At 71.3% G+C, this 25,121-nt stretch carries 27 protein-coding genes; 6 read left to right on the top strand and 21 right to left on the bottom strand.

The window, feature by feature from the left end:
- Positions 1-305: 305 nt before the first annotated feature.
- Together E5N76_RS21505 and E5N76_RS21500 are read left to right on the top strand one after the other, a co-directional pair.
- The gene (locus tag E5N76_RS21505; protein WP_149539375.1) at positions 306-1,637 is read left to right on the top strand and encodes a hemolysin family protein; all 1,332 of its coding nucleotides are present in this window, start codon (positions 306-308) and stop codon (positions 1,635-1,637) included.
- Between the two features lie 115 nt (positions 1,638-1,752).
- The gene (locus tag E5N76_RS21500) at positions 1,753-1,983 is read left to right on the top strand and encodes a hypothetical protein (RefSeq protein WP_149539374.1); all 231 of its coding nucleotides are present in this window, start codon (positions 1,753-1,755) and stop codon (positions 1,981-1,983) included.
- A gap of 144 nt (positions 1,984-2,127) precedes the next feature.
- On the opposite strand, the gene E5N76_RS21495 is transcribed toward E5N76_RS21500, so the two are convergent.
- The 3 genes from E5N76_RS21495 to E5N76_RS21485 all read right to left on the bottom strand — a co-directional run bounded on the left by E5N76_RS21495 (position 2,128) and on the right by E5N76_RS21485 (position 5,994).
- Positions 2,128-3,390 (bottom strand): extracellular catalytic domain type 1 short-chain-length polyhydroxyalkanoate depolymerase, encoded by a 1,263-nt coding sequence (locus tag E5N76_RS21495; protein ID WP_149539373.1) that lies wholly within the window; start codon positions 3,388-3,390, stop codon positions 2,128-2,130.
- A 150-nt stretch (positions 3,391-3,540) separates the two neighbouring features.
- Entirely contained in the window at positions 3,541-3,963 is a 423-nt protein-coding gene (locus tag E5N76_RS21490) for a CopG family transcriptional regulator (RefSeq protein ID WP_149539372.1), read from the bottom strand.
- 201 nt (positions 3,964-4,164) lie between these two features.
- The gene (locus tag E5N76_RS21485) at positions 4,165-5,994 is read right to left on the bottom strand and encodes a pectate lyase family protein (RefSeq protein ID WP_149539371.1); all 1,830 of its coding nucleotides are present in this window, start codon (positions 5,992-5,994) and stop codon (positions 4,165-4,167) included.
- An 86-nt stretch (positions 5,995-6,080) separates the two neighbouring features.
- On the opposite strand from E5N76_RS21485, the gene E5N76_RS21480 reads away from it, so the two are divergent.
- Positions 6,081-6,302 carry a hypothetical protein gene (locus E5N76_RS21480; protein WP_149539370.1) on the top strand — a complete coding sequence of 74 codons (222 nt, stop codon included), beginning with the start codon at positions 6,081-6,083 and terminating at the stop codon, positions 6,300-6,302.
- 59 nt (positions 6,303-6,361) lie between these two features.
- Here the strand turns inward: E5N76_RS21480 and E5N76_RS31105 are convergent, their stop codons facing one another.
- The 7 genes from E5N76_RS31105 to E5N76_RS21450 form a co-directional block, all read right to left on the bottom strand.
- A complete protein-coding gene (locus E5N76_RS31105; RefSeq protein WP_149539369.1) occupies positions 6,362-8,356 on the bottom strand; it encodes a phage tail protein in 1,995 nt (664 codons plus the stop codon).
- A gap of 73 nt (positions 8,357-8,429) precedes the next feature.
- Positions 8,430-8,783, bottom strand: coding sequence for a DUF6950 family protein (locus E5N76_RS21470; protein WP_149539368.1), 354 nt, complete (start codon positions 8,781-8,783; stop codon positions 8,430-8,432).
- The gene (locus tag E5N76_RS21465) at positions 8,783-9,358 is read right to left on the bottom strand and encodes a hypothetical protein (protein WP_149539367.1); all 576 of its coding nucleotides are present in this window, start codon (positions 9,356-9,358) and stop codon (positions 8,783-8,785) included. Before E5N76_RS21465 ends, E5N76_RS21470 begins: the two co-directional genes overlap by 1 nt.
- Positions 9,358-10,044 (bottom strand): hypothetical protein, encoded by a 687-nt coding sequence (locus E5N76_RS21460; RefSeq protein WP_149539366.1) that lies wholly within the window; start codon positions 10,042-10,044, stop codon positions 9,358-9,360. The genes E5N76_RS21465 and E5N76_RS21460 overlap by 1 nt, the downstream gene beginning before the upstream one ends.
- Positions 10,045-10,049: 5 nt before the next feature.
- A complete protein-coding gene (locus tag E5N76_RS21455; protein ID WP_149539365.1) occupies positions 10,050-12,179 on the bottom strand; it encodes a tape measure protein in 2,130 nt (709 codons plus the stop codon).
- A 3-nt stretch (positions 12,180-12,182) separates the two neighbouring features.
- Positions 12,183-12,338, bottom strand: a complete 156-nt coding sequence (locus E5N76_RS29710; protein WP_187830314.1) for a hypothetical protein — start codon at positions 12,336-12,338, stop codon at positions 12,183-12,185.
- A gap of 164 nt (positions 12,339-12,502) precedes the next feature.
- Complete coding sequence (locus E5N76_RS21450) at positions 12,503-12,880, bottom strand: hypothetical protein (protein WP_149539364.1); 378 nt, start codon at positions 12,878-12,880, stop codon at positions 12,503-12,505.
- Positions 12,881-13,252: 372 nt separating this feature from the next.
- Here E5N76_RS21450 and E5N76_RS21445 point away from each other — a divergent pair, with 372 nt between their 5' ends.
- Both E5N76_RS21445 and E5N76_RS21440 read left to right on the top strand, forming a co-directional pair.
- Complete coding sequence (locus tag E5N76_RS21445; RefSeq protein ID WP_149539363.1) at positions 13,253-13,726, top strand: hypothetical protein; 474 nt, start codon at positions 13,253-13,255, stop codon at positions 13,724-13,726.
- On the top strand, positions 13,723-14,757 hold the full coding sequence (locus E5N76_RS21440; RefSeq protein WP_149539362.1) for a serine/threonine-protein kinase: 1,035 nt from the start codon (positions 13,723-13,725) through the stop codon (positions 14,755-14,757). Before E5N76_RS21445 ends, E5N76_RS21440 begins: the two co-directional genes overlap by 4 nt.
- Positions 14,758-15,314: 557 nt before the next feature.
- On the opposite strand, the gene E5N76_RS21435 is transcribed toward E5N76_RS21440, so the two are convergent.
- Genes E5N76_RS21435 through E5N76_RS21420 form a run of 4 tightly spaced genes read right to left on the bottom strand, consistent with a single transcriptional unit; the run spans position 15,315 to position 17,753 of the window.
- Positions 15,315-16,268: a phage tail tube protein gene (locus E5N76_RS21435; protein WP_149539361.1), complete on the bottom strand. Its 954-nt coding sequence runs from the start codon at positions 16,266-16,268 to the stop codon at positions 15,315-15,317.
- Positions 16,269-16,284: 16 nt separating this feature from the next.
- Positions 16,285-16,731: a hypothetical protein gene (locus tag E5N76_RS21430; protein WP_149539360.1), complete on the bottom strand. Its 447-nt coding sequence runs from the start codon at positions 16,729-16,731 to the stop codon at positions 16,285-16,287.
- The gene (locus E5N76_RS21425) at positions 16,728-17,450 is read right to left on the bottom strand and encodes a DUF6441 family protein (RefSeq protein WP_149539359.1); all 723 of its coding nucleotides are present in this window, start codon (positions 17,448-17,450) and stop codon (positions 16,728-16,730) included. The genes E5N76_RS21430 and E5N76_RS21425 overlap by 4 nt, the downstream gene beginning before the upstream one ends.
- A 3-nt stretch (positions 17,451-17,453) precedes the next feature.
- Positions 17,454-17,753, bottom strand: coding sequence for a hypothetical protein (locus tag E5N76_RS21420; protein ID WP_149539358.1), 300 nt, complete (start codon positions 17,751-17,753; stop codon positions 17,454-17,456).
- A gap of 85 nt (positions 17,754-17,838) precedes the next feature.
- Between E5N76_RS21420 and E5N76_RS21415 the strand changes: the two genes are divergently transcribed.
- Positions 17,839-18,309: a hypothetical protein gene (locus E5N76_RS21415; protein WP_149539357.1), complete on the top strand. Its 471-nt coding sequence runs from the start codon at positions 17,839-17,841 to the stop codon at positions 18,307-18,309.
- A 135-nt stretch (positions 18,310-18,444) separates the two neighbouring features.
- Here the strand turns inward: E5N76_RS21415 and E5N76_RS21410 are convergent, their stop codons facing one another.
- From E5N76_RS21410 to E5N76_RS21380, 7 genes are all read right to left on the bottom strand, one after another.
- The gene (locus E5N76_RS21410; protein ID WP_149539356.1) at positions 18,445-18,753 is read right to left on the bottom strand and encodes a head-tail joining protein; all 309 of its coding nucleotides are present in this window, start codon (positions 18,751-18,753) and stop codon (positions 18,445-18,447) included.
- The gene (locus E5N76_RS29705; RefSeq protein ID WP_187830313.1) at positions 18,750-19,391 is read right to left on the bottom strand and encodes a structural protein; all 642 of its coding nucleotides are present in this window, start codon (positions 19,389-19,391) and stop codon (positions 18,750-18,752) included. Before E5N76_RS29705 ends, E5N76_RS21410 begins: the two co-directional genes overlap by 4 nt.
- Positions 19,388-19,735 carry a DUF2190 family protein gene (locus E5N76_RS21400; RefSeq protein WP_149539355.1) on the bottom strand — a complete coding sequence of 116 codons (348 nt, stop codon included), beginning with the start codon at positions 19,733-19,735 and terminating at the stop codon, positions 19,388-19,390. Before E5N76_RS21400 ends, E5N76_RS29705 begins: the two co-directional genes overlap by 4 nt.
- Before the next feature lie 76 nt (positions 19,736-19,811).
- Positions 19,812-21,872, bottom strand: a complete 2,061-nt coding sequence (locus E5N76_RS31100; RefSeq protein ID WP_149539354.1) for a prohead protease/major capsid protein fusion protein — start codon at positions 21,870-21,872, stop codon at positions 19,812-19,814.
- A 26-nt stretch (positions 21,873-21,898) separates the two neighbouring features.
- Positions 21,899-23,392: a ubiquitin-activating E1 FCCH domain-containing protein gene (locus E5N76_RS21390; protein WP_149539353.1), complete on the bottom strand. Its 1,494-nt coding sequence runs from the start codon at positions 23,390-23,392 to the stop codon at positions 21,899-21,901.
- A complete protein-coding gene (locus E5N76_RS21385; RefSeq protein ID WP_149539352.1) occupies positions 23,389-24,879 on the bottom strand; it encodes a phage portal protein in 1,491 nt (496 codons plus the stop codon). Before E5N76_RS21385 ends, E5N76_RS21390 begins: the two co-directional genes overlap by 4 nt.
- Complete coding sequence (locus E5N76_RS21380) at positions 24,876-25,109, bottom strand: phage head-tail joining protein (RefSeq protein WP_149539351.1); 234 nt, start codon at positions 25,107-25,109, stop codon at positions 24,876-24,878. The genes E5N76_RS21385 and E5N76_RS21380 overlap by 4 nt, the downstream gene beginning before the upstream one ends.
- Positions 25,110-25,121 lie beyond the last annotated feature (12 nt).

The following is a 25,121-nucleotide window of genomic DNA, read 5'->3' as shown; positions in this document are numbered from 1 at the left end:
AGACCACGATCGGCTTCGTCCGCTTCGCCGTCTTCCTGCCGAAGAGCGTGGGCGGCGCGGTCGAGATCGCCGCCATTACCAAGCACGAAGGCTTCCGCTGGGTGCAGAGGAAGGGCTTCTACCCCACGGGAATCCTCCAGGAAGACTGAGTCCGCACCAACGCGGGGACGCGGGCGCCGCACACGGCCTCGCCGCTCGCCCCACGGCACGGCTCGCCCGGCGACCCGCAGCGCGTTGCCCACCGGGGCCGACGCACCCCACATGCAGGCCGCCGCCCACCACGGCGGTCCATCCGCGGAGCTCCGATGCTCGATCTCGTCGTCGTCCTGGTCCTGATAGTGCTGAACGGGGTCTTCGCCCTCTCGGAGCTCGCGGTCGTCTCCGCCCGACGGAGTCGCCTACGCGCCATGGCCGAAGCGGGCCGCCCCGGGGCCAGCGCCGCCCTGGCCTTGGCCGAGGAGCCCGGACGCTTCCTCTCCACCGTCCAGATCGGAATCACGCTGGTCGGCATCCTCGCCGGCGCCTTGTCCGGTTCCGCCCTCGGCGGCCGCCTCGCCACCTGGCTGACGGGCCTCGGCCTGCCTGTGGCGGTGGCGGAGCCGCTGGGCTTCGGTCTCGTCGTCGCCCTCGTCACCTATCTCTCGATCGTGGTGGGGGAGCTGGCGCCCAAGCGCCTGGCGCTCCGCCACGCCGAGGGGCTGGCCTGCGCCGTCGCCCCAGCCATGACGATCATTTCGCGCATCGCCGCGCCGGTCGGCTGGCTGCTCGATGCCTCGACCGATCTGGTCTTCCGCCTGCTCGGCCGCGCCGAGGCGCCGGAGGAGAGAGTCACGGAGGACGACCTGCGCGCGCTTGTCGCCGAGGCCGAGCGGACCGGGGCGATCGAGACTGCCGAGCGGCGCATGATTGCGGGTGTCCTGCGGCTCGGCAACCGGCCGGTGCGTGGCGTGATGACGCCCCGCGGCGACGTGGACTGGCTCGATGCGACCGCCGGCGAGGCGGCGGTCCGCGCTGTGTTGATGCGGACCGCACACTCCCGTCTGCCGGTCGGCGAGGGCTCGACCGAGGCCATGCTGGGCGTCGTGCAGTCGCGCGAGCTGCTCGCGGCGCTGCTGACCGGACGGCCGCTGGATCTGCGGGCCGCGGCGCGGCGGGCGCCGGTGGTGCCGGACACGGCGGACGCGCTCGACGTGCTCGCCACCCTCCGCGCGGCCGAGGTGCCGATGGCGCTGGTGCACGACGAGCACGGCCATTTCGAGGGCATTGTGACGCCGACCGACTTGACCGAGGCCATCGTCGGGGCGTTCCGCTCGGACGCAGAGCCGGGCGACGAGCCGGTGGCCGTGCGGCGTGAGGACGGTTCCTGGCTACTGGCCGGGTGGATGCCGGTGGACGAGATGGCCGAGCTGATCGGGCTCGCCCTGCCGGAAGAGCGCAGCTACCACACCGCCGCCGGCTTCGTGCTGACCGCGGCGGGCCGCCTGCCGCCGGTCGGTGAGGCGGTCGAGGCGCAGGGCTGGCGCTTCGAAGTGGTGGATATAGATGGCCGGCGGATCGACAAGCTGCTGGTGGGGCCGATGCGCGCGGCAATCGAACCCGCTGCGAGGCGACCCGGAAGCGGTCTGCTGGTGAGGTGAAGAGTTGGGCTGCGGAGCAATCCGTGTCCGTCCACGGTAGCCACCTGGGTGATGTCCGGGCCGGGGCGTTCAGCCCCAGGTCCAGCAAGTCACCACGCAGTGGGAAACAATTGACATGATCGGAACCAGGGAACTTTATGCGAGTGCCAACGGCGACCGGTGGCTCCTCGCACGTGATTCCAGCTCCGGGCGGGTGTTCGTGCGGCACGAGCCCAGTGTCGCGTCGGGAGGGCAAAGGGCTGAATTCGAGATCGGCGATTTCCTGGCCCGGGGCGGCCAGGGACCCGAGCACCAAGCTCTGCTGCGCCTGATCGGGAGCCTGGTCGGAGACCGCTCGAGCGGCTGAGGCGCGCGACGCGATCATCCGCGTGGCGCAGGCCGGCGCCAAAGGGACCAGCCTGCCATGGTCGTCGGCGCTATCGCCCTGCGCCGCAGTGCGACCACCGACGACGTGGCGCAAGCCAGCCGCGTAGCTGGACTGCGGCGACTATCACGGGGCGGCGGCGCGCTGCGTATGCTCCAGGAAGAAGCGGAGCATCTCGCGCGAGGCATCGGGCCCGCGCGGATCGGTATAGGAACCGGCGGGGCTACCGCCTGACCAGGCATGGCCGCCGCCGTGGATGAGCCACTGCTCGAGCACGGTCTGCCCCGCGGCATTGGTGTGCACGGTGCGGCTGTAGGCGTGCCCGCCCACCACCTGGCCACGCTGGATATCGGTCCGGAGTCCACTGGCCGCCGTGGCAGCCGATTGCGCGATGACCTGATCGCCGTTGCGGGGATGAACGGTGGTGTCCCGGTCGGCATGGAAGACGATGGTCGGGACCACCCGCTGCGCCTCACCGGTCCGGAGGGGCGTGCCGGCCGCGCCCTGCCGCATGGCGGCGAAGGCGGAGGGGAGGTCGCGGGCCGCGCCGCAGGCCAGGCCGGAATGCACCCCGACCGCGGCGTAGAGCTCGGGATAGGTCTGGCCCAGGATGGCGGCGGCCGCCCCGCCGGCCGACAGCCCAGCGACGTAGACGCGCTGCGGGTCGACCGCGTGCTCGCGCATCACCTGCCGGGTCATGCCCGCGATCAGCGAGGGCTCCCCCTGGTCGCGCCGCTGGTCGCCCGGGCTGAACCAGTTCCAGCACTTCTGGGCGTTGGCGGAGCTCGGCTGCGCCGGGTAGAGGACGAGGAGGCCATGCTCCTCGGCGAGCGCGTTCATGCGCGTGCCGGTGGCGAAGTCGTCGGGCGACTGGGTGCAGCCGTGCAGCATGACGACCAGCGGCACCGGTCCCCCGCGATGGGTGCTGGGGATGTACAGCTTGTAGGCGCGGCTCCCGGCTTCGGCGGCGAAGGACCCCGCCACGAACCGGGCCCCCTCGGGCATCGGCTCGGGCGTGGTCGCCGGGGCATGCCGTACCAGCCCGTCCAGCCCCTGCCCCAGGGCGTCCTGGCTCACTTGGTCGAGGAAACCGCGCAGGGCCTCCGGCATCTGCGGCAGGGCGGCCTTGCCCATGCCGGCGGCCGACCACGGGCCGGCAGTCGGGGCTGGCTTGGCATCCGACACTTCACCGGTCTCGGGGTGCACGTCGATGATGTGCGGCCACCGCCCGGTCGGGGTGCCGACGGTGCCATGCGGCGTGGCCGCTGCAGGGTCAGCCGCCGCATCGCCTTGCAAAAGACGCTGCAGCAGCGCGGAAGCTTCGGCGAGCCGGCCTTCGCGGGTGAGGCGGGTCGCCTCGAGTATGCCCTTCGGGAGAATCGCGTTCATGTCTGATGCTTTCAATGCGCGGAGCCAGGTCAGCCTTCCTCGCAGGGAGGCTCGCTCTGCACTCCGTCGTGGAATGCCGATGGTGGAAACTGTCGGCCGCCGTCCCGATCCGGGGCGGCAGTCAGCGGCGTGCCGTGCGTCCCGGGATGATCAGCGGGTGCGGTCGGCCAGGGCGGCCTTCACCGCGGCGCTGGCCTGGAGTGCGCCCAGAACGGAGATCGAGGCAATCGTCGCTCGGGCCAGTTCAGGCGTGACATCCGCCGCGATGCTGGCGAGGCCCAGCACGCGGATATGGAGCATCTGCCCGGCCTCTCGCGCCGCCTCGAGGTCCTCGCGGCTGTAGTGCCGCAAGCCGAGGTCCAGGTTTTTCCGTACGACCGACTGCTTGGCCGCGTCGGCGTGCCGCTCGATCTGGTTGCGGATGGCGGTGCGGATGAAGTCGGTACGATTGGAGTAGAAGCCGTCCTGCACCAGCAGGTCGATGTGGCCGAGGTCGACGTAGCCGAGATTGATGGTGATCTTTTCGGTATCGCTGCCGGCCTTGGGCCGCAGTTCGTGGACATTGCTCGCCATCTCCAAACCATCCAATAACCATCTGGGTGGATGGTAAATGGGATGCCGGGCTGGAGCATTCAAGCGGTGCCGCGGGGGCGGCGTCCTGCTTCACCGAGGAGTGGCGAAGCGGCAGCATTGCGGAGCACCCTCAGTTTCCATGCTTCCCATCTGTCCCTGCGTGCCGCGACGACTTCGCAATGACGGCAGCGCCGTCCGCCATCAGGCAACTCGTCGCTTTCTCACCGCCACCGACAGCGTGGCCGAACTGAGGTCGAAGGTGGCCGAGGGTGAGATGTTGCGCGCCATCACCCGGACCGTGTTGTTGGTCCAGGCCGCGGCGTCGAGCTCGATGAAGCGGGTCGAGGAGGCCAGCGCCGCATCGGCCAGATCACCCTGCCGGCAGCCGGTGACCGCCACGTCCAGCAGACTGGTGGCGCCCGGCGCCAGGTTCGGCAGGTCCCAGGCGACCTCGGCCGCAAACTCCCGCTGGCCCACGGGCAGGATGGGCGTGCCGCAGAGCAGCGCCGGGGCGTGCTCCGGCATGCCGTAGAGCCGCAGCGCCTCGAGCTCGATCTGCCCATCGAAGCCGACGATGCCGATCTGCGCGAAGGCGACCGCCTCGGCCAGCCGCACCGTCATGCGGCGGTTCAGCGAGGCATCGGCCATCACCGCGCCGCCGGTCCAGGCCTTGGAGGGGATGTTCCATTGCAGGGTGGTCAGCGAAGCGAGGACGTCGCCGGCGATGTTCTCCCGCACGGCCATGCCGGCGTCGAAGCAGCGCACGAACAGCCGCCCGCCATCGGCGCCGCCGACCAGCCAATGGGCAAGCGCGAACTCCTTGGCCGACCGGGTGTCTACCACGAAAGCGAAGCCCTTCTGCGCGTCGAGCAGCAGCCCGCGGGAGGTGGCGGCGATGCCGTCCAGGCCGTTGAAGGACAGCCCGGCCAGGGTCGTGGCAGAGGTGGTCGAGGTGGCGACCGCGGCCAGGCCCTCCACCCCGACCTCGGTGGCGCTGTGCCGGAAGGCGGCGGCGCGCAGGTTCGGCACCGCCCCGAGCAGCCGGAGGTGGCGCGAGGCGGGGGCGCGGTGGCGGTTGAGGACGGCGTTGCCGCAGCGGGTGGCGGTCGCGGTGTAGTCGATCCCGACCGCGTAGGTATTGGCCCAGGCCACCTCGTACTCGCAGTCCTGCGCCGCCCCGGTGTGGCGGGCGACGATCGGCGAGCAGGCCTCCATCCGCAGCGCCCGGCCGATGATGGCGGAGCCGTTGGTCTCGTTCAGGAAGGGGATGGCGACGTTCGGGTCGAGCTGGCGCAACTCGAAGTTCGGCGCGTCGAAGACGTGCCGGTTGTGGTTGCTGTAGGCCCCCGGCTCGGCCGAGAGGCGGATGCCGAAGCGGTCCAGGGTGGGGTTGATCCCCGTCGCCACCGCGAAGTGCCCGCCGTAGTAGCGGACCGAGGTGTTCCAAGCGGTCGCGGTGGCGCAGCGGATGTCGAGGCCGATGCGGTTGTTGAGGAAGCGGTGCAGATAGAGCGTGCTGTCCTCGAAACCGCGGCCGTCCCCCAGCGTCCGCAGGCCAATGGTGAAGCCCTGCACCAGGCGGACATCGAGCACGCTGGCGTCCAGGTTGCGGGCCAGGATGCCGATATCGGCCTCGCTGCCCCAGTCGGACTGGTTCTGCCGCACCACCTGCAGGTTGGCGTAGAACTTCTCACCGTTGCGGGTGGTGCCACCATCGCCGAGGGTCAGCACCGTCGCGGGTGCCGTGCCGGTGTAGCGGAGCACCCCGCGCATGATCAGGCCGCGGGCGCCGCCGCCGAGCACCACGCCGGCGGAGACGTTCCAGGTGCCGGGCGGGATCACCGCCATCTTGCCGTCGGCGGCGGCGCGATCGAAGGCGGCCTGGATGGCGGCGCGGTCGTCGGCCACGCCGTCCCCGAGGCCGCCGAAGTCGCTCGGCAGCACCGCCTCGCGGTCGCGCAGGTACTTGGCGAAATCGGTCTTGCTGAGGTTGGCGTTGAGGACCAGCAGGTCGTCGATGCGGGCGGGCATGCCGTCTGTCCTCGTGGGGTGAGCTGGTCTGGCGCTTGCCAGGGGACGGCTCGCCGCGGGTATGCTGCGCGCCGGAGGAGCGGGACATGGATCAGCCGGAGGACGCCCTCGCCCAGTCCGAGCGCCATGTCCGCGAGGCCGAGGGGCACGTTGCCCACCAGCTCAGGGTCATCGCGGAGTTGGACCGGGACAATCATCCGCGGGCTGCCGCCCTGGCCCGGGAGGTGCTGGGCACCCTCCAGAGGAGCCTCGAACTGGCGCGCGAGCATCTGCGGTTGGAGCAGGAGGCGCGCGACCTCGGGCCGTGAGCTACCGAACGCCCCCCTTCTTCCTGCTCAGGGGAGGCGTGGCGGTGTCGGCCAGCTCACTACAGGGCGGTGGCAGAGACGGGCCCGGCCAGGGCCGACACGTTCCCCTCGGCCGAGACGGCGCGCAGCCAGTACCAGCGGGTCTGGCCGGCGGTGAGGCCGGTGCGGTCGAAGAACAGGCCCGTCGGCTCGGCCGCAAGCTTGCTGGCCGCGGCCAGGCTGTTCGAGGCGGCCTCGAACAGTTGCAGTCGCACCGCATCGGCCGGGAAGCCGCCCGAGAGCCGGATCCCGCCGGCGATGCCGGTCGCGGTGGGCGCCGAGACGGCGGCCGGGACCAGGGCCTCGCGCCAGCCCGAGACGGCGCCGCTGCGGGCCACGGCGCGCGCCCGGAGGGCGGTCGGCTCGGCGGTGGGGATCGCGGCCGCGGTGGCGCCCAGCCCCGCCCCGTAGCCCTGCCAGGCGGCGACCGAGGCCGGCTGGAACTCGACCTCGTAGCCGGCCAGGTGCGCGCTCGGGACCGCCGCCCAGGACACCGCCAGGGCAGCGAAGGCGGGGGTGGCTGGGGTGGTGACGGCGATCGTGGCCGGGGCGGCGATGACGCCGGGGTTGGGCAGCACCACCGAGGGACTCTCGCCGGTGGCGCGCTCGTCCACCGCCGGGTCCCAGTCCCAGACCGCGGCGTCCTCCTCGGCGAGCGTCAGGTTCACCCCGCCATCCGGCGACAGCGACCAGCCGGTCACCCGCGCCGGGAAGGGCACCAGGCGGTCGAGCGCGACCATCGCCCCCTCCCAGGGGCGCAGCCGCAGGGCCGAGAGGTTGGCCGGGAAGGCGACCTCGCGCTGGCGGCGGTTGCGCTCCAGCTCGGCCTTCATGATCCGCTGCACCGTGCTGACCGAGGTGGTCAGCGGGAACTCCATGTCGCGGTAGATCGCCTCGCCCCCGTCCTCGGCGACGTAGTTGCTGGCCAAGAGCGGCGGCGCGTCGGTCGGCTGCCAGTTGGCGGCCGGCTCGACATAGACCGCGCGCACGCCGTTGAAGAGGTCGCGCCGCGGCCGGCTGCCCTGGATCGTCACGTCGCCGCGCAGATCATCGCTGGTCAGCGTCGCCGCCGGCAGGGCCGGGGCGCCGGCATGGATGAAGAAGCGCCCACCCGAGACCACCAGGGCGCCGGCCATGGCGGAGACCAGCTTGCGGGTGATGGCGATCTTGCCCTCGCCAAGCGAGACGCGGCCGTTGCAGGTGTAGCGGCGCTCGTAGACGCCGCGGCGGGTGCCGACCAGTTCGTCGCAGACATTCGCCGCGGCGATCAGGGCGGGGATGTCGATGTCGCCCCAGGACGCCCGCCAGCCGAAGGGCGCGGTCAGGTACCAGGCGAGGCAGAGGGCCGGGTTGTCCGACCATCCCACCTGGCCGGTGCGCGGGTCGAGGATGGTGTCGGCCCCCTCCACCAGGGCGGCGATGTTCGGCGGGCCGGAGGGGAAGGCCTCGGCGGTGATCGTGAGGCGGACGACGATGTAGGCCCGACCGCGGCCGCGGTGCGCGGCCATCCACTTCCCGCCGGTCTCGGCCACCAGGTTGGCATTGGCCGCTTGGTCGGGGGCGCCGAGGTGGCGATCGATCCGGACCAGGCCGGCATACTTCGCGTCCGTCGCCAGCGTGTCGCCGAGCCAGACCTCGCCTATGCCCCGCACCTGGTGCGCGGCCAGGACCACCACGGCGTAGAAGTAGCCGTCCGCCCGCCCCTGATCGTCCGGGGCCGAGTGCAGGAAGACGATCGGGCCCGAGACCTTGCAGCGGCCGAAGACGACCTGGTGCTCGGTGATGGGTTGGCGGAAGGACTGCGTCCGCCCGGCGCCGGGCGCGCTGGCATCGAAGCCGGTGGTCGCCGGGGTGGTGGGCGCGCTCGGCTTCTTGGCCGGGAAGATGGCGCCGCCGACGGCGGTGACGACCAGGGCAGCGCCGGCGCCGACCAGGGCGCCGACGATGCCGCCGCCGACCGCGGCCGAGGCGATGCCGGAGGCCACGACGGCGACGAGGGGGATGGCGGCGGGCATGCGGACACCTCGCGGCATCGCGGCGGGACGGGTGCACGGGTGGCGGACCGGCGGCGCTGCCGCGAAGGCTCCGTCAGCCGATCCTCCAGGCGGTGGTGCAGGTGGTGAGCGGCTGGCGCACGAGGCCACGCGGCCCGACGAAGGCGGCGCGGCCGCCGTCCACCACCACGCCGAGCCGTGGCGGATCGCCGGCGAGCACCACGTCGCCGGGGCGAGCGAAGGCGGGCGGCAGACGCGGAAAGCCGGCGCTGTCGGCTGTGGCTTCCAGGGTGGGCCGCACCCGCACGACTGGTCGGATGCCGGTGACCGCCTCCACCCCGGCCAAGGCGAAGCGGCCACAGTTCCAGGCATGGGCATCGAACGGGCGCGCCTCGGCCGCCGCCAGCAGAGCTGCCAGCCGGGCCAGCCAGTCGGGACGGCGGGGCATCAGGCCGCGGGCAGCCGGATCTCCGCCTCCTGCAGGGCGGGGACGAACTCAAAGAAGCGGTCGCCGGGGTACTCGGCCTGCTGGTCGGCATCGGTGTAGCGGCGCACCTCGGCGCGCTCGAGGTCGACCAGCCGGCTCTCGCAGGTGAGCGAGACCCGCGGCTCGGCCCCGTCCACCACCTCCATGGTGTCCATCAGCCCGGCCCAGAGCGGAAACGGGTCGGCGACGAAGGCGCCCCCCTCATCCAGCAGGGCGCCCCACAGCCGGGCCGGGCGGAGGCGGAAGCTGCGCTCGGCCAGGGCAATGTTGACCACCTCCTGCGGCACCGGCGAGAGCATCAGGGTCAAGCGCACGGCGCGGAGTTCGACCGTCTCCTCCACCTCGCCCATGGCGCCGATGGAGCCGACCCCCTCGAACACCATGCCAGCCCAGTGCAGCGGCCCGAGCCCGGTCCAGGCGCGGAAGGGGCCGGAGGCGAAGTCGAGGTCGACCAGCACCACCGGTGCAGCGGTCCGGGCGGTAGCGGCCGCGGCTGCCTGCGGGTGCAGGCGCGGCGTGGCGGTGATGCCGTCCATCAGAGGGCTTCCTCAAGGCGGATGCTGATCGACGTGAACCGGCCGGGTCGGGTCGGATTGGCCGCCTCGTCATCGGAGACCAGCCGCATGGCGACGGTCGGCCGGCTCAGCACCAGCGGCTCGGCCAGGGCAGCCGCGGCGCGCAGCGGCGGCGCGATCGGGACGGTGGCGGTGCCGGCGCCGGAGGCGGTCACCGCCTCGGTGGCCATGTAGAGCCGGCCGCCAAGGCCGAGGTAGTCGCCCGCCCCGACTGCCACCGTGCCGGGCCACCAGCCCGCAGTCTGGATCGACAGCGCCCCGCGCGGCGCCCCGGCCGCGAGCGCCGGCGTGCCGGAGCCGACCACCAGGCCGGTGCCGTCGGTGAAGAGCGTGGCATCCGAGAAGCTGTAAGGCCCGGCGGGCACCTGGCCCTGGCTCCGGGGATCGCCGGTGCGGTACTCCCGCCGCCAGTCCCAGATGCGGACCGTGTTCAGCGAGCCGGCCAGCGCCGCGAGCAAGCCCTCCAGCAGCCCGGCACGGGCCGGGCTGAGCGGGTCGAAGCTCGCCTCCGCCACCCAGCGCGTGCCCTCCCGCCGCATCACCTGGGTCGCGCGGGTGACCGGCGAGACGAAGCGGGTCGTATTGTGCTGCAGGTAGAAGCTGAGCCGCGAGGGGCGCAGCGCCTCCGGCCAGGCATACTCGACCATGGGCGCTACCCCCGCACTGTCTCGTAGGCCGATCCGCCGCGGCGAATGGCGTCCAGCGTCATGGCCGAGGCCTGGCGAGCGATCTGCCCGGCCAGCAGCCGCAGCCGGGCCTCAACGCCGGCATCCGCCCCGCGCGCGTCGATGCTGATGGTCTGCTGGATGGTGGTCCCGCCCGGCGCGGTGCCGTTCGGCAGCACGGTGCCCGGGCTGCTGGGGACGAACCACTCGGGCCCGCGCTCGCCGACGATGTAGGGCTGCCCGGCCGCGACCGGGCCGCCCTCGGCGCGGAACAGGCCGCCGATCCAGGAGCCGACCGTGTTGAACAGGCCATCGAGCGAGAAACCCGACAATGCCGAGGAGACCGCATTGCCGAGCGGCTCGGTGATGGTCTTGCGGGCGATGATGCGAGTGATGTCCTGCAGCAGGCCCTGCAGCACCTTCGACAGCTTGTCGCCTTTCACGATGGCGTCCTCGAAGGCGCTGGCGAAGGTCAGCCCGAGCTCGCGCACTGTCTCGTTGGTCCGCTCGGCGCCCTCCTGCACGCGCTTCTCGGCCTTCTCCAGCTCCTCCATGGCCCGCTCGGCCTCGCGCTGGATGGTGGCGTCCGGCACCGGCCGGCCGATGCGCTCCGCCCGCTCCACCAGGCTGGAGAGGCGCTCCATCCGGCGCTGGTAGCGCTCATAGGCGGTCTCGTTGTCCTGGATCAGCCGCTCGCGCTCGCGCAGCAGGTCGTTGAGCTCGCGCTCCGCCTCGCGCGCCTGGCGGGCCGCCTCGGCCTGGGCCCGGCGGTTGGACTCGACCCGCGGCTCCAGCCGGCGCAGGGCCTCGTCGCGCTCGCGGAGCGCCAGGGTCTCCAGCCGGGTGCGGTCGGCAGTGGTGAGGGCGCCGGCGGCTTCGGCCTCGCGCAGCCGCTTGAGCCGGTCCTGGTACTCCTGCTGGATCTTGAAGCGGTCATCCAGCTGCTTGCGCAGCTCCTCGACATCCTGCGCCGCCCGGGTGCGGCGGGCGTCGGTCGCCTGCTGGCCGGCCCGCTCCTGCTCCTGGCGCTGCCGCTCGCCGGCGGCCTGCTCCTGGCTGGCGATCTCCGCCTGGATCTCGCGGTACTGCTCGCGCAGCTCGGCCAGGCGCCGCTGCCGATCCTCCTCGGTCAGCCGCGGCCGCAGGGTGCCGTTGTTGCGGGTGGTGTCGATGCCGGCATCGAGGGTGGCGATCTGCCGGGCGATGGCCTCGGCCTGCTTGCGCAGGTCGGCCAGCCGCTCGCCCTCTGTCAGCAGCCCAGCGCCGCGGCGGACCCCGTCCAGCGCCCGGGCGGCCCCGGAGAGGGCGCGGGCCAGGGCATTGGAGAGGCCGATGGCGCGGTCGAGCTGGCCGAGGAAGCCGTCGGCGGCCACCTGCAGCTGGCCGAAGGCCCGCCCCAAGGAGAGCGGCGCCTTGCCGAGCTCCGCCCCGACCCGCTCGGTGGCGCGCAGCAGCGCCGGGAACACCCGGTCGGCGGTGAGCTTGCCCTCGGAGCCAAGCTGGCGCAGCTCGCCGATCGAGGTGCCGAGTTCCCGGGCCAGGGCCTCGGCCAGCAGCGGCATGGCTTCCAGCACCGAGCGCAGCTCGTCGCCCTGCAGCACGCCGGAGGCCAGTGCCTGGGCCAGCTGCAGGGTGGCGCTGCTGATCTCCTGGGTGGAGGCACCGGAGACGATGGCGACCCGCTGCAAGCCGCCCACCAGCTGGGCGACCTGGTCGGAGGTGGCGCCGATCTCCCGCGCCGCCACCGAGAAGCGCTGGAAGGCGTCGACGCTCTCCTTGACCGCGACCCCGGTCTGCAGCGCGTCGCGGTACAGCCGCTCGTAGACCTCGCCGGCGCGCTCGACCGAGCCGACCGCGGTCTGCAGCCGCGACAGGCTCCCGGTCAGCTGGTCGCCGCCCAGCACCAGGGCGCGCACCCCGGCGGCAAGGCCGGCGATCTGCACCCCGCGCACGGCGGCATCGAGCAGGTCGAGCGCCCGCGAGGCGCGCTCGGTGCCCTCCTTGATCCGCTCGAGCGAGCGCTGGCCGGCCTCGCCGACCTCGCGCAGCTCCTGCTTGGTCTGCTGGGCGCCATCGACCGAGAGGCGGACCGAGACCCGGCGGGTGGCGTCGGCCATGGGCTATCCTCCTCCCGCCGCGCGCGGCGCCGCCTCGGCGCGGCCCTCCGCCATGCCGCTGCGGATGGCCAGCAGCAGTTCGGTCGCCGCCCAGCCGGCGGCGCCCATCTCCCGGGCGGCGGAGAGCGCGGCGGCCATGTCCAAGCTCAGCCCCGTCATCGTCGCCTCGGCGCAGGCCGTGCCGGCGGCCCAGCAGGCAGCGCCCTCGACGCTGGCAGGAGCGTGCGCGGCGTAGGGGCAGGCCTCGGCGCAGTCGCGCCCGAGGGCGGCGCAGCCGCGGCAGTACTCGGGCCCGCGGCCGAAGTGCCAGGCGGCGCGGGCCCTCAGCCGTTTCCCTCGGCGGCCACCGCCGCCACAGGCCGGGTCGCCTGGTCCCAGAACGCGGCGGCAATGTCGTCGAGGTCCATCAGCCGCTCGACGGCCTCGGGGGACAGAGGCAGCGGCTTGCCCTCGGCATCGCCGATGCCGTCCCAGGCGGTGACGGCATGCCGGGCCAGTGCCTTGACCAGGAAAGCGAAGGCGAGGCCACGCGCCATGTCGGGGTCGAGATCCTCACCAGCAGCACGGATTGCGCCCAGACGGCGCGAGGCCGCGGCCTGCGCCGCCGCCATGACAGCGGTGGTGACGGGCCGGATCTCCACGCGCACGCCGCGCGGCAGGTCGAGCCAGTACGGCTCGACCGAGGAGTCCAGGGTGAGCATGCGATTCTCCTTGCTTGGAGGGCGTCAAAAACGCCGGCCACCCCGTACGCGAGTTGGCCGCATGGCAGTGTTTCGGACACGTGGCTCAGGGGCAGTAAGGGAGCGCCGCATCAGCCGAGTACGCGCTCGGTCCCGCGAGCAGCATGCTGCATCCAATGTATCACTTACGGCTGGTCTCAATCCCTTTCGGCCGTCAGGCGAGGCGATCAGGTATCTGGCAATGGCTAATCCGGAACAACACGTTTGAGCTTTCTGCTTCAAGATGCAGTCGTTCGGTCTGCTCCCACCCGATCCGTGCGGGTCGTAGGGCATCGGCTTGCCTGGGTAGCCGCTAGCTTTTACACCACGTTGAGCGGGTGGAATGAGAAGCGAATGGCAGAGCGGCGAGTCGGATTTACGGTTTCAGGCGACAAAGTCGTAGTAGTCGATGCAGAGGTGCCGGTTGACGGTCCGATCGTACTAATCGCCGACCACACTTGGAGCCTGCAAAAAGGGGCGCGCGAGGACGCCTACAACGTGATCTATCAGCAAGTAGCAAACTATCTCCGCGAGCACGGAGTCAAGCGAGTGGTGCTGAAGGCGAGCGCGGTGAATCAGCGCGGCTCAATGAAGCTGGCGCATCTAGAGAGCGCAGAAGTTCGGGGTGTTGTCATCGCTGCCGCACGCTCAGTCTGTCCCGTCCGCAGTGTGGCGAAGGCGATTATCAGCCGCCAGTTCGGTGATCGTACCGTCGATGAGTACGTCAAGGATGACGTTTTCTGGACTGAGAACACAGAAGGCGTCGACCTGCGAGCCGGAAGCCGTGAAGCCGCCCTCCTGCTCATCGCTGACCGGGGGACGGCATGACGGTTCTCGTCCCTGGCCTCGAAATGGAAGCGTTTCTGGGTGCTGGGCACTACGGCGAAGTCTATCTTGCTAAAGACCCGGTTCATGGGCAAGTCGCTGCTAAAGTTTTGTCGCGGCGCCCAGACGAACCCGACCACGAATGGCACCCACGCCGCAACGGCCTTCTCCAAGAGGCCCAGCGACTCTCGGCTGCGACGCATCGTAACGTGGTCCAAGTCTACGGCTGCATGGCAGCACCGGACGGCGAGAGCATCTGCTTCACCATGAAGCTGTGCCCTCGCGGTTCGCTGCAGAAGGCCTTCGATCATGGTCCCATGAAGCTTTCCGACGTGAGAAAGGTTGCAACTGAGGTTACCTTCGGCCTTCAGGCTCTCCATCAGCGCGGAATGCTTCATCGCGACATCAAACCAGCCAATATTCTACTCGATGCTGATGGTATCGCACTTCTCGGCGACTTTGGCTGGGTCACGGACGACATCTTTATGGGCTACGCCCGCGCCGGCGGCTATCTGGACCACCTAGCCTACGAGGCGTGGAATTCTGGCGCTGCCAGCGTGAAGACCGACATTTGGGCCCTGGGGATGACGCTCTACCGCCTGCTTCACGGGAGAAATTGGTACGAGCGACAGGGAACGCCCCGGTACGAGATTGCCAAAGGCGGATTTGTGGACTCACTCGAATGGCTGCCGCACATCCCCCCTAAATGGCGTCGCGTAATTCGCCAGATGATGGCCGACGATCCTACGGCTCGCTATCAAAATTGTGAGCAATTGCTTGCGGCGTTTGCCGATCTCCCTGTTGCTTCTGAGTGGGAATGCTTCGTCAACGACGACCTTATCGCGTGGTCGCGGCGGCAGAAACAGCGGCTCCACAAGGTCGAGTGGACACGCCACTCTCCGCGCAAACATGAATGGCGAGCGTGGACCGAACCGGTCGACAACGGCAGACGGAAAGTTATGGGTGGATCGAACGGCAAGATCGGAGGAACTTCCTGCCTCAACGAGCTCAAAGCGTATTTCGCCTCGTGCTAGTACTCTGATGCAGACGGAGATTCATGCCGCAGGGCGGAATACCCAGTTGGCACCAAGGGTAACAGCTCTGCCCCGTGTACCGTCTGAATGCGTCAGAGCACTAGCTGCGTCAGCGGTCGCGGCGGATGAGATACGGACCGTCAAAGTCGGCGGGCGTGATGGGACTGAGACCAAGCTTCGTCATAGCTTTCTGACGACGCGCGTCGGAACAGCAGCGCCCGTAGCTCGAGGCAGCCACTACGCCTCCGTTTTGCGACAGGGGACGCCCGCACGAACGGCAGCACGCAGCAACTACTAGCTTCCTCTTGCTGCCTTGAGACACGGCCTTTCTCCCCACACGGATCAGAACGTAATGTGAACCCTAAGGTGCGTCAACCAAGCTCGTGAGGCGTTATGGTAGCTGGACGCATTAGACTGTTTGGTTAAGTGGAAGAATGAGACATTTGCTGATCGATAGTAAGGAGCCTTACGCTAGGCACGTCTAGGATGGCTCTAGGGTATGAGCCAGTCCTGTGATCGCTTCTCGCCTAAAGCCGTCCTCACGCAGCGCGATAGCATCACGCATACTCCGTCGCAGCCTGCTGGTTCTTCAGCACGACCGTCATCATGGTGGTGGCGGTCGCGTTGTAGGCGGCACGGAAGTCAAACGCCGCCTCGATGCCGCCCGGGCCCTCGATCGGCGTCTTGGCCAGCGCCAGGTAGACCTCGTGCAGGGTGAAGGTCAGGCCGCGGTTGGCGTCGATGGTGTAGGCGAAGGCGAAGTCGGCCGAACTGCCGTTCTGCGCCTGGGTCAGCAGCGTGGTGTCGGCGAAGCGCACCGTGACCTGGCCGGTGGCGCGGCAAATGCCGGGATCGGCGCCCTCGATCTTGCGGTCGGCGCGGATGGTGCGCACCGTCTCGACCGAGTTGGTGAAGCTGAGCTTCGCTCCCGTTACCTGCGCCAGCGCCGAGCCGCTGCGGCTGATCGAGCCCTGGGCCTTGTTGAAGGCGGTGTAGGCGGCGCTGGTCGGCGTGCCGCCGGAACTTGCCCCGGAGCGGGTCGAGCCCTGGCCGATCAGGCCGAAGCTGGCGGTGGCCGGGCCGGAGGGCGAGAAGTCGATCTCCAGCGTGTCGGCCCGCACGCCGGTGATCAGGTCGTAGCTCGGCACGTCCGGGTAGCCGAGCTCGATGCTGTTCGAGGGCAGCGAGGCGCCCCCCGACTTGAAGGTGTGGGTGTAGTTGGTGGTGCCGCTGGTGGTCGGCGCGCCCAGCAGCAGCCGTAGCCAGTGGCCGATGTTGATCAGGTCGACCGGGACGACCGCGGAGCCGGCGACCGTCACCGTGTCGAGGAACGGCGCGGCCGCGTCGCGGGTGCCGCCGAGGCCGATCACGTCGGCGTCCAGCAGCGGCTGCTCGGCGCCGAGGTCGCAGGAGAGGAAGGGCAGCCGCCGGAAGTTGCCGGTGGGGGCGGTGCCGTAGGTGCTCTCGGGCAGCATGAGCAGGCGCGTGTTGGCGCCGATGGCGCGGGCCATGGTGGGGGTGTCTCCGTCAGGACAGCGGCGAGCCCGCCGCGGTGAACCAGAGGGTCACGGGGACGAGGGCGGCGCGGGCCGCGGCGGCGCCCTCGACTTCGACGTCCTCGAAGCCGGGGCTGCCGGGCTGGGCCCATTCCACCGCGCCGCCGAGGGTGCGGTCGGCGGCGATCGCGGCGGCGATGTCGGCCAGCAGCGCATCGAGCAAGGCGGCGCGGGCGGCCGGGGTGGCACCGGCCACGGTGACCTCGACCTCGGCGCGATGCTCAACGGCCCAGGCCAGGGGAGAGAGGAGCGGCGTCTCCTCCGCCGTCTCGCCGTCGCGCAGCACCACCAGCCCGCCCGGCGGCAGACGCTGTGGCACGGTCTCGTTGCGCAGCACCAGCGCCGCCGGGGCGCGGGCGGCGAGGCCGGCTTGCAGCCGGGCATGCAGCGCCGCGATGGCGGTCTCGCGGGCGCTCATGCTGCTCTTCCTGCTTCGGCTTCCCACAGCGCGACGAAGCGCCGCGGCACCCGGGCGCCGGCGCTGTCGGCCGCCCCCTTCACGTCGAGGCGCTTGGCGAGTTGGACCTGCGGCAGCAGCAGGAACATCGGCACCATCCCCTGCTCCAGCAGGCCGCGGGCCCAGGCCTCCCGACCCTTGCGGTTGGCGGTGCCGACCTCAGTCAGCCCGCCGGCGATCAGGCGGGTCCGGCGCCGTCGGCCGGTCTGCTCGCCCTGGCGCAGCGGCAGGCACCAGACGAAGCCGCGGCCGGAGCGGAAGGGCCGCAGAAAGCCCTGGCTGGAGGCGACCATCTGCGCCGGCGTGACCCGCAGGCCCTTGTCGCCGCGACCGCGCCAGCCGCGGGCGGCGTTGAAGCCGGTCGGGATGGCCAGGAAGCGCCGGCCGCCCTTGGCCCGGATCAGCGCCCCGCGCTCGAAGGCATCGATCACGTTCGGCACCTTGGTCCAGACTAGGCCGGCGGCACGGAGGCTGACACCCGAGCGGGGGAAGACCTGGCTGCGCCAGGCACTGGCGAGGCCGCGGCCCCGACCGCCGAAAGCCGCGAGCACCTGGCCGCGCAGCTCGCGCTTGAGCGCCTCGGTGCCCTCACGGACTGCTTGCGTAGCTGCGCGCTCGCCGGCACGGACCTCCGCCGCCAGCGCCTGTCGGAGATCGCCGACGGCGGCCGCGAGGCGCACCCGTTACGGCCCGCCGAGACGGCGGTTCAGCACCCGCAGCAGCAGGTCGTGCAGGGCGGCGTAGCCGAGGGTGCCGGCGAGCCAGGGCACCGCGAACAGCCACCAGCCCTCGAGCTCGACCGCCCGGGCGATCAGCCAAGCGCCGGTACCGAGGCTGCCGCCCGCCAGGGCGTGCAGCAGGAAGCCGCCGGTGAGCAGCGGCCGGTCGGCTGCGGCGAGCCGGGCCATGGTGCCGAGCGCCCCGAGGCCGGCGGCGAGCAGGGCCTCATTGAGGATCGCACCAAGGCGCTCGGGGTCGGGCATAGGTGCCTCCTCGATGGGTGTCGGCCTGACTGTGAGCGCATCACCTAACCGTTGCTAACTTGGCCGAAATATTTATGAAGGCGGTATGGGCGATGGCTACCATTTCGAGACGTTGAAGGCGGCAATCTTGGCGCGCAGCCGAGCGACGGAATGGCCGGTTGCTCGACTAGAGTGGAAGCTGGTCGATATCAGCATGGCCGATGAGCCGGAGACCTGCGCCTGCGGCCACTATCCTATCCGCGAGTTGTGCCTGCTAAACAACCGGATCACCGGCCAGCACCTTGAGGTTGGAAATGTCTGTGTTAAGCGCTTCCTCGGCCTCGACTACGGCCTGGTTTTCCAGGGGCTAAAGCGTATAGCTGACGACGACACCAAGGCCCTGAATGCCGCGGCCACCGCCTTCTTTTACGAGCGCGGGGTGATCAGCGAATGGGAATACAAGTTCCAGCAGAGCACGCTGCGGAAGCGCCAATTGAGCCTAAAACAGGAGGCGACGCGGCAGAGCATTAATGCCCGCGTCCTAGCTGCGGTCCGCAGCCGCGGACTTGCGCGCTAGGTCTCGTCCAAGCTGCGCCGGGTCCGCCAAGTTGACATCTCGGCCTCGAGGCTTTGGCCGGACCTGCCTCTCGAAGCTTCAGAGTCATCATATCTGGCTCGTCGGTGCTGCTACTGATGCAGGACCGATCGCAGGCTATCGGTGACAGACGACGCGCCAGGCGACACCGGCGGCGTCACGCTCGGCGTGTTGCACGGTCAGCACCTCGCCACCGAGGGCGAAGGTGTCGCCCGGCGCAATGGCCGGCAGCGCGGTGACTGCGACGGCAAGGACGTCGGTGGCCTGCACCAGGCTCGTGCCAAAGGCGTCACCCAGTCGGTCCGGGCTGGAGCGCAGGACCCGGAGCACCACCTCCGGCCCGGAGCCGCCGGCGCGGTACACCGCATCGCTGCCGAGGTTTGGATCCGCGGCCAGGACGCCCAGGGCCGCGGCGAAGGCGCTCATGCCGGCCGGCCCAGGCGCCAGGCCAGCACGGCCGCGACGGCGGCGAGGACGACGGCAATGGCGACCACCGGGGCGAGGTCACCGAGCGCCTGGATGGCTGGGGCAGCTTGCGCCAGGGCCGTGGCGATGCCCGCAGCGCCGACCAGCACCGCACCGCGGCCGGTGTCGGTCGCAGCGGCGACCTGCGCCAGTGTCCGCGGCGCTGCTGGAGGCACCCCGGCCAGGGTCAGGGCCCGGTCCAGTACCGCTGCCGGATAGGCCAGCCCGGCGCATTCGTGCGCGACAATAGCCTCCACCAGCGGCCGGAGATGGTCGTGCCGGTGCAGGTCGAGCGGGTCGTCCGGCCCGCCCCCCATGCGGCGGGCCACCGCGGCGAGGTAGGCAGCGGTGTCGTTCTCCGCCGGTGGCGCCCAGCGGGCGATGATGTCGCGCAGCGTCCGCAGTCCGTGGCGATCCTGATAGGTGAGCAACAGCACCGCCAGGGCGCGCAGGCCGTACTCGTGGCCCACGAAGCGGCAGAAGCGCCCGTCTGAGGCCGGCTCGGCCAGGCCCTGCCACTTGTTGGCCGCGACGTGCTCAATGTTGCCGGGGTTGCGGTTGCGGTAGCCGCGCGTGGCCTTAGGGTCGATGCCTCTCATGCGCCGCTCGCCGGCACACGCAGCAGCACCACCCGGACCGTTGCGTCGGCGGCGAGCGCGGCCGCTGTGGCGAGGCCGACCTGGAAGTTGCCGGTCGCCGTCGTGGTGATGCGGCGGTTGCTGTTGTCCCAGAACACCCGGGCGCCGGCGGTGATGGCGAGCGCGGGCTCCTTGGTGAGGTCGAAGACCCCCTTGGTTTGCACCTCGATCGTGGCGTTCTGGGCGCCATCCACCGCGGCGACGCCGAACAGGGCACCGACCAGGACGCCCTGGCCGGCGGTGACCCCGCCCGTATAGGGGACAGAGACGGCCAGGCTGTCGCCCGGCTGGACGTAGTTGCGCATGAGAGCAGGTCCTCAGAAACACGAAGGGCGCCCGATGGGCGCCCCGCGTGCGGTCAGGTTGTCAGGGTGGTGGGGATCAGGTGCCGGGGTTGAACCAGGCGCCGCGCCAGTCGATGGCGCCGACGCCGAAGTCGAAGATCACCGAGACCTCGACGCCATCGACGCCCGACACGGGCCCGGTGGTGACCTGCGGTCCCTCGGCGCCGTTCAGGTAGCCATAGACGTAAACAGGCGCGCTGACCGGGTCGGAGAACAGGTACCAGCGGTTCGCCTGGATCAGCGGCTCGACCAAAGGCTGCACGAAACCGGCGTAGATGTTGACGTTCGAGGTCTGGCTCGCCCCCACCGACACGGTCAGCTGCCGTGCCGCGAGCTCCTGGTTCGGCCCGACCAGCAGGCGCATGGAGGAGCCGACCGCGATCGGCAGGCCGTCCAGGGTCTTCTGCTTCATGATCGCAGCACGGCCGGCCGCCAGGTTCGGCAGGTCGAGCGCGGTGCCCGCGCTTGCCTTGTTGGCGCGCGCCGCGCCGGTGCCGAACACCGCAGCATTGCCGGTGGTGAGCGTCGGGCCATCGCCATTGGCCGAGTTCAGCAGGCCGTAGGCGGTGGCGTTCTCGAAGTCGGCCACCCGCCGCCCGATCATCGCGGCGAAATCAGTGAAGGCACCGAGGTCGTCGTTCACCAGCATCGGCCGGGTGACCCGGATCCGGCGGGCGAAGGTCTGCAGCAGGACGATCTCCTGGCTCTCGGACATGGTGCCGGCCTGGATCTCGCCGTTCTCCAGCAGCGGCAGCAGGGTCGGGAAGTCGCCGACCCGGAGGTGGCGGTGCGGCTTGAAGTCGCGGAAGTCGCGGCGGAGGAAGATCTGCCGGTAGCTGGGCGCCGCCGGCGCATAGGCCGCGAGCAGCATCTTGTTGGCCGCGGCCGAGAGCAGCAGCGGGAAGTCGGAGGTGGTGTGGAAGGCGCGCTCGGCCAGCAGGGTCGGGTTGCGCGGCACGTTGCGCTCGCCTCGGGCCCGGAGCAGCTCGCCCACCATGTCGGAAGGCCGCCAGCCCAGGAACTCGGCATGCCGGCCACTTCCCTGCGGCTGGTAGCCGGGCATGGAGCGGGCGGCAAGCGCCTCGGCCATGGCGTCGATCAGCACCGCCGGATCGTCATTGGCCGGACCGGTCTCAGGCCGGGCGGGGATGGAGGGGCGCGGCGTGCCGCGGGTGAAGGCCTCCCAGAGCCGGCCGCGCAGCACCTCGGGAGCGATGCGGTCGCGGATGGCGGTCTGGCGCAGACCATCGAGCAGGTCCTCGGCCAGCAGGCCACGCGCCCCGGCCAGCACCGTGTCGTAGGCGGCGAGGCGCTCGATGGCGGCGCGCTCGGCCTCGGCGCGCACGGCATCGAGATCCGCGGCAGGCGGCGCAGCACGGGTCGGCTCGGGCGCAGGCGTGGGCGTGGCCGTCACGCTGGGCTCCTGGGGCGAGGTGGTGGGCGGCAGCGGGTCGGCCGCCGGCAGGGGCGGCGTGGTCTCGGGCATGCGGGGCTCCTCGTTGGGCAGGGGGGGTTCGTAGGCGGTGGCGGGCGCGCGCTGGTCTCCCTCGCCCCGCACCGCGGCGGCCGGGTCGATCGGGACCGGCACGACGGAGATCTCGAAGGGCTCCCAATCCACCGCGCGGTGGACGGTCTGACCGGTGACAGGGTCGGGCACCGGCTCGTAGCGGTGCACCCGGTAGCCGACGCTGACCGCCCGCAGCGTGCCGTCGGCCACCCGCTGCCAGACCGGCTCGACATCGGCCGCGGTGCTGAACTGCAGCATGGCGTAGCCGCGGCCCCCTTCGAGGCGGGCGGCCACCACCCGGCCGAGCACGTCGCGGGCGCCGCCACGCCGGTGGGCATCGAGCACCGGGGCGCGGCCCGAGCGCAGCCCGTCCATGCGCACCGCCTCGGGGCGCATGTCGAGCTCCTCGGTGATGGCGCCGAGCCCGACTACGTGGTTTCGGGCCCGGGCGCCGGTGGACCAGACCACCTCGACGGTTCGGGCCGCCCGGTCCACGGTGGCCGGCGCGGCCAGGGCACGCTGCGCCACGATCGGCACGGCAGGGGTGTCCGGCGCGGGGTCTCCCGCGCCCGGTTCGATCGTCTCGGTCATGCTGGATCCGTGCTGTGGGCCGCGCCTCAGGGCGCGCTGAAGCCCTGGGCGTTGACGTAGACCTGCGCGCCGGTGGTCAGGCAGGCAACGTTCAGCGCGGTGGCCGCGCTGCCCTTGAGCGGCGTCGGGAAGGTGATCTCGACCGGCGCCGGCATCGCCGCCGGCAGCAGCTGCCGCCAGATCACGGTCGCGCCGTCCTTGATCACCACCTCGGTCGCCACCGTGGCGTGGGCGTTCCGGACATCGATCGAGGTGACGTAGTTGCGGATGCCGGCCGCGGCGGCGGCCTTGATGGCGACGTCGGTGGTGTTGGTGATCCCGCCCGCGGCCGCCGCGTACTGCCAGTCCGCCTCCGGGATGGCGTAGGGCTTGGTCACCAGCGCACCGATCAGCGTCGCCAGCAGGTCGACGCCGCGGCCGGTCGTCACCGCCGAGGGGTTCGCCGAATAGCCGGTCGCCGCCAGCACCGGCAGCGCGCCGCTGGTGTTGCGGGCCTGACCGCCCACCGGCGTCACGCCCGGGGCGACGGTGCTGAGCACGTTGACCCCAAGCCCCTGGCCGGCGACGGACTGGCCGCGGCCGGCGGTGATCTCGGTAGTGAGCTCGGCGTAGTCGGCGATGGTGACGAACTGCACCTTCACATCGGTGCTGGAAGCCGGCGCCAGGTTGCGCGAGACCGAAGCCCAGCCGGTGTTGACGTAGGCGCCGGAGAAGGCCGAGCCGACCAGGTCGAAGGTGTTGGCGTCGATCACCGTGATGGTGAAGGTGCCGTTTGCGCCCGGCACGCCGGAGACATCCGCCACGGTGACGTTGTCGCCGGTGGTGAAGCCGTGCGCGGCGCGGGTGATCCGCACCAGGCCGGAGCCGTTGTTGGCCACTGCCGAGATGCCGTTGACGAACTGCCGGTTCCGCACCCGGATCCGGAAGCGGTAGGCGGCGTTCGGCTCCGGAATCTGCTGGTGGCGGACGTAGGAGTTCGAGCGGGCGGCGGTGTTGTCGATGAGCCGGCCGTGGAACCAGCACTCGTCATTGGTCGGCTCGAGTTCCAGCACCGACCAGCCGGCGGGCGCGGTGGTCGGGATGGTCGAGGCCGAGGCGCTGGCCAGCCGCGGCGCCCCCTCGCTCCCCACCTCGTAGTTGGCCAGCGTCGGGCTGGTACCGTCGAGCCGCCAGGCGGCGACACCACGCCCGTCCGGCAGGCCGGTTGCGGGATCGACGCTGACCAGCTCCAGCCAGACCGACTGGCCGGCGATGCGCTGGCTCAGGTTCAGCGCCACCATCACCCGCAGCGGGATGGTGAAGCTCTGCCGGGTGGTCAGCACCAGCTCGTCATCGAGCACCGTGCCGGTGGAGACGGTGAGCGTGCCGTCGGCGACGGTGGCGATCATGCCGGAGCCGGTAGCCGCGACCTCCCAGCGGGCCGGATTGACCTCCGTGCCGTTGAAGCTGTCGCGGAACTTCTTCTGCATGCTCTTGATCTTGAGCATGTCGTCCGCCCAGTCGTAGGCGCCCGCGGTCATGGCTGTGCTCCTGCTGCTGCGGCGGCCGGCTCGGGCCGCGGTGGGGCGGCGGCGCCGGTGGCGGCGATCTCGATGGCGGCGAGCTGCGCCGCGTCCTGGGCACTGCCGGACTTGGCGACCCGGCGCGGGTCGGTGTCGAGGGCGAGGCCGGCGTCGTCGAGCAAGGCATTCGCTTCGCGGATCAGCTCGACCGCCTGGCGGAAGTCGTAGCCGAAGGCGCCTACCGCCTCGGGCTGCGGCACGAAGCCGGCCCGTACCTGGGCGATCAGCGCGGTGGTGTCCTTCAGCGGGTCGATCATTTCGTGCGCCGGCGGCACATGGCTGACCTCGGCCGGCATGTCCGGTTCCCACAGCCCGAGCAGCGCGCCCTGCTGGTGAAAGCGCTCGGCGATGGGCCGGACCAGCATCGGGATCAGCATGCCGTACTGGACCTGCTCGCAGAGCCGGCGGAACTCGATCTTGCCGGCGCGCAGCGAGGAGTAGTTGGCCTGGGTCAGGTCGCCCGAGACCTGGTCGTAGGTCAGGCCGGTGCCGACCGCGGCGGCCTCCAACGCCCGGCGGGCAAAGGCGGCGTGCGATCCCCCTCCGCTCGGGTTCACCACCTCCACGCTGCCCATCCCGCGGCGGTAGAGGATCATCCCCGGCTCGAAGCTCTCGACGGCGCGGCCCTGCGCATCCCGCAGCAGCCCGGCCGCGGCGCCGGTCAGGGCTTCCTCACCGTCCTCCGAGACTACCGCGGCGAGGCAGGCCTCGATCTTGGCCTTCATCAGCAGGGCGGCCTCGTAGTCACCGAGGTCGCGCAGCCGGGTCAGCACCGGCGCCAGCCAGGAGACGTCGCGCAGCTGTCCAGGCCGACGCTTGCGGTAGATGTGCAGCACGTCCCTGGCCGGCACTGGCTCGCTCTGCAGCCGACCGCCGGAGGGCAGCAGCCAGGACGCGCCCGGATGCACCCGGTACAGCCAGTAAGCCACCGGCTCCCCAGTCTCGCCCAGGGCAATGCCCTGCAGGGTCGGCCGGCCCTCGACCCGGCCGTTCCGCGCCGTGTCGAGATGGTCGCTCTCTAGCACCTGCAGCCGGAGGCCGACCGGGTTGGCCGGGCTGACCTCGGCCGGCAGCAGCCGGACGAAGCACTCGCCGCTCTCGACCACCGCCCGCATGACCAGGGCCTGCAGGCCGGCGAGGTCGAGCCGGCCCTCGGCGTCGCAGCCGGTGCCCTCGGCCCAGCGGCGCCAGGCCTCCGCATGCGCCCGGTCTGGCCAGCGGGTGGTGATGCCGGCGCCGACCGCATTGCCGGTCCAGAGGTCGACGATGCGCGCGGCATACGGGTCGTTGCGGACCGCGTCGCGGGCCCGCCGGGCGACGGTGGCCGCGGCGGCGCCGACCTCGGCATTGGCGCTGCCACCCGCGGGCGCCCAGGCCGAGGCGCGGCTGTCCTGCGCCGCGGCATAGCCCCGCACGACGTTCCAGAACCATCGCCAGGGATTCATGCGCTGCCCCGCGAGAAGGACGCCAGCGTGGTGCCTGGGCGACGTGCCGTGGCGTTCTCCGCGGCATGGCCGGCGGACAGTGCACGAGCGATCTCATCCAGCGAACGGTATTCGACGGTGCGGCCGTCGAAGGTCACGCGCGTGGTGCCGCCAGCGAAGGCGTCCGCCAGGCCGCGCCAGCGGTCGCCCGCAGGCCGGGCCAGCGCCCAGGCGAGGACGTCAGGGTTCATCGAGTACGATCC

This window comes from Siccirubricoccus phaeus (assembly GCF_008360935.1).
GTDB classification, from domain to species: Bacteria; Pseudomonadota; Alphaproteobacteria; order Acetobacterales; family Acetobacteraceae; genus Siccirubricoccus; species Siccirubricoccus phaeus.
The sequence above is the reverse complement of the archived record's forward strand: the minus strand, read 5'-3'. Positions and strand labels throughout refer to the sequence as shown.

What these genes read in the sequence shown, in the direction of transcription:
- E5N76_RS21445 (WP_149539363.1), top strand. Translation starts at nt 13,253, where the DNA reads ATGGCAGAGCGGCGAGTCGGATTTACGGTTTCAGGCGACAAAGTCGTA.
- E5N76_RS21485 (WP_149539371.1), bottom strand. Translation starts at nt 5,994, where the DNA reads ATGCCCGCCCGCATCGACGACCTGCTGGTCCTCAACGCCAACCTCAGC.
- E5N76_RS21410 (WP_149539356.1), bottom strand. Translation starts at nt 18,753, where the DNA reads ATGAGCGCCTTCGCCGCGGCCCTGGGCGTCCTGGCCGCGGATCCAAAC.
- E5N76_RS21500 (WP_149539374.1), top strand. Translation starts at nt 1,753, where the DNA reads ATGATCGGAACCAGGGAACTTTATGCGAGTGCCAACGGCGACCGGTGG.
- E5N76_RS21450 (WP_149539364.1), bottom strand. Translation starts at nt 12,880, where the DNA reads ATGCTCACCCTGGACTCCTCGGTCGAGCCGTACTGGCTCGACCTGCCG.
- E5N76_RS21470 (WP_149539368.1), bottom strand. Translation starts at nt 8,783, where the DNA reads ATGCCCCGCCGTCCCGACTGGCTGGCCCGGCTGGCAGCTCTGCTGGCG.
- E5N76_RS21420 (WP_149539358.1), bottom strand. Translation starts at nt 17,753, where the DNA reads ATGCCCGACCCCGAGCGCCTTGGTGCGATCCTCAATGAGGCCCTGCTC.
- E5N76_RS21390 (WP_149539353.1), bottom strand. Translation starts at nt 23,392, where the DNA reads ATGACCGCGGGCGCCTACGACTGGGCGGACGACATGCTCAAGATCAAG.
- E5N76_RS21505 (WP_149539375.1), top strand. Translation starts at nt 306, where the DNA reads ATGCTCGATCTCGTCGTCGTCCTGGTCCTGATAGTGCTGAACGGGGTC.
- E5N76_RS21440 (WP_149539362.1), top strand. Translation starts at nt 13,723, where the DNA reads ATGACGGTTCTCGTCCCTGGCCTCGAAATGGAAGCGTTTCTGGGTGCT.
- E5N76_RS21460 (WP_149539366.1), bottom strand. Translation starts at nt 10,044, where the DNA reads ATGGTCGAGTATGCCTGGCCGGAGGCGCTGCGCCCCTCGCGGCTCAGC.
- E5N76_RS31100 (WP_149539354.1), bottom strand. Translation starts at nt 21,872, where the DNA reads ATGACCGAGACGATCGAACCGGGCGCGGGAGACCCCGCGCCGGACACC.
- E5N76_RS21380 (WP_149539351.1), bottom strand. Translation starts at nt 25,109, where the DNA reads ATGAACCCTGACGTCCTCGCCTGGGCGCTGGCCCGGCCTGCGGGCGAC.
- E5N76_RS31105 (WP_149539369.1), bottom strand. Translation starts at nt 8,356, where the DNA reads ATGCCCGCCGCCATCCCCCTCGTCGCCGTCGTGGCCTCCGGCATCGCC.
- E5N76_RS29705 (WP_187830313.1), bottom strand. Translation starts at nt 19,391, where the DNA reads ATGAGAGGCATCGACCCTAAGGCCACGCGCGGCTACCGCAACCGCAAC.
- E5N76_RS21400 (WP_149539355.1), bottom strand. Translation starts at nt 19,735, where the DNA reads ATGCGCAACTACGTCCAGCCGGGCGACAGCCTGGCCGTCTCTGTCCCC.
- E5N76_RS29710 (WP_187830314.1), bottom strand. Translation starts at nt 12,338, where the DNA reads ATGACGGGGCTGAGCTTGGACATGGCCGCCGCGCTCTCCGCCGCCCGG.
- E5N76_RS21455 (WP_149539365.1), bottom strand. Translation starts at nt 12,179, where the DNA reads ATGGCCGACGCCACCCGCCGGGTCTCGGTCCGCCTCTCGGTCGATGGC.
- E5N76_RS21465 (WP_149539367.1), bottom strand. Translation starts at nt 9,358, where the DNA reads ATGGACGGCATCACCGCCACGCCGCGCCTGCACCCGCAGGCAGCCGCG.
- E5N76_RS21435 (WP_149539361.1), bottom strand. Translation starts at nt 16,268, where the DNA reads ATGGCCCGCGCCATCGGCGCCAACACGCGCCTGCTCATGCTGCCCGAG.
- E5N76_RS21415 (WP_149539357.1), top strand. Translation starts at nt 17,839, where the DNA reads ATGGGCGATGGCTACCATTTCGAGACGTTGAAGGCGGCAATCTTGGCG.
- E5N76_RS21385 (WP_149539352.1), bottom strand. Translation starts at nt 24,879, where the DNA reads ATGAATCCCTGGCGATGGTTCTGGAACGTCGTGCGGGGCTATGCCGCG.
- E5N76_RS21495 (WP_149539373.1), bottom strand. Translation starts at nt 3,390, where the DNA reads ATGAACGCGATTCTCCCGAAGGGCATACTCGAGGCGACCCGCCTCACC.
- E5N76_RS21490 (WP_149539372.1), bottom strand. Translation starts at nt 3,963, where the DNA reads ATGGCGAGCAATGTCCACGAACTGCGGCCCAAGGCCGGCAGCGATACC.
- E5N76_RS21480 (WP_149539370.1), top strand. Translation starts at nt 6,081, where the DNA reads ATGGATCAGCCGGAGGACGCCCTCGCCCAGTCCGAGCGCCATGTCCGC.
- E5N76_RS21430 (WP_149539360.1), bottom strand. Translation starts at nt 16,731, where the DNA reads ATGAGCGCCCGCGAGACCGCCATCGCGGCGCTGCATGCCCGGCTGCAA.